Raw genomic sequence first — 1,425 nt, 5'->3', positions numbered from 1 at the left:
TCTGGAGAGTTTCGAGCGGCTTCAGCATCTCGCCCTCAACGACGCCCTTACCGGCCTTCCCAACCGGGTCTCCTTCAACGACCGCCTCGACCATGAGATCGACCGGGCACGCGAGGGCGAGGACACAATGACGGCGGTCATCGTCATCGATCTCGACCGCTTCAAGGAGATCAACGACCTCAGGGGGCATGCGGCCGGCGACCAGGCGCTCAAGATCGTCGCCCGCAGGCTGGCGAAACTCACCGGCGAGGGCGAGTTCGTCGCCCGGCTCGGCGGTGACGAGTTCGCCGCGATCAAGCGCTTCAAGGATCAGAAGGACCTTCTCGGGCTGGTCTCGCGGCTGGAGAAATCGCTGTTCGAACCGTTGCGGCTCGACGATTTCGAGATCGCCGCGGGCGCCAGCATCGGCGTCGCCGTCTATCCGCGCGACGGGGCCGACCGCGAGCGGCTGGTCAGCAATGCCGATCTTGCCATGTACCGGGCGAAGAACGACGTCACGCGAGCCGTCTGCTTCTACGAATCCGCCATGGACGAGACGGCGCGGGCGCGCCGCGCCTTGGCCACCGACCTTCGCCAGGCGATCGACCGCGGCGAGCTTTCGCTGCACTATCAGGTGCAGACCTCGGTCCCGACCGGCGCCACCTGCGGCTACGAGGCGCTGCTGCGCTGGACCCATCCCGTGCACGGCATGATTCCGCCCGCTGAATTCATCCCGATTGCCGAAGAGAACGGCTCGATCATGGCGATCGGCGAATGGGTGCTGCGGACCGCGTGCCGCCAGGCGGCCTCGTGGGGCAATGGCCACAAGATCGCGGTCAATCTGTCACCGGTACAGTTCGCCCATGCCGATCTCGCCAAGCTCATCCATCAAATCCTGATCGAGACCGGGCTGTCGCCGAAACGGCTGGAACTGGAGTTGACCGAATCGACGATCGTCGCCGACAAGGTGCGCACGCTGCATGTCCTGCGCCAGATCAAGGCGCTGGGGGTGACGATCGCGATCGACGATTTCGGCACCGGCTATTCATCGCTCGACACGCTGCGCTCGTTTCCCTTCGACAAGATCAAGCTCGATCGCTCGTTCATGGCCGATGTCGAGCGCAGCCCGCAGGCCAAGGCGATCATCCGGGCAGTGCTGACGCTGGGCCGCAGCCTCGACATTCCGGTGCTTGCCGAAGGCGTCGAGACGCATGTCCAGCTCACCATCCTGCAGGTCGAAGGCTGCAACGAGGCGCAAGGCTATTTCCTCGGCCGGCCCAAGCCGATCGACCAGATCACCGGGGACGCCGATGTTGGCAACGATCAACTCGTCGCGGAGGAGCCGGCGAGGATGCGGCTGAGCAGGCAGGCATAGGACGCCGCGGCCGGCCGTCCAGCGAATGCCTTGCGGACGCCTTCTGGATCGACATCGGGTGGCTGCTGTGT

Annotated in this window: 1 protein-coding gene; it reads left to right on the top strand. The window is 65.2% G+C overall.

The genetic code is table 11. The features are described 5' to 3' along the window. Positions 1-1,354, top strand: a 1,354-nt coding sequence (locus EN750_RS34180) for an EAL domain-containing protein (protein WP_245482889.1), incomplete at its 5' end; no start/stop codon positions are given. Positions 1,355-1,425: the final 71 nt, after the last annotated feature.

The sequence above is a fragment of the Mesorhizobium sp. M7A.F.Ca.ET.027.03.2.1 genome (assembly GCF_003999175.1).
GTDB lineage: Bacteria > Pseudomonadota > Alphaproteobacteria > Rhizobiales > Rhizobiaceae > Mesorhizobium.
The sequence above is the reverse complement of the archived record's forward strand: the minus strand, read 5'-3'. Positions and strand labels throughout refer to the sequence as shown.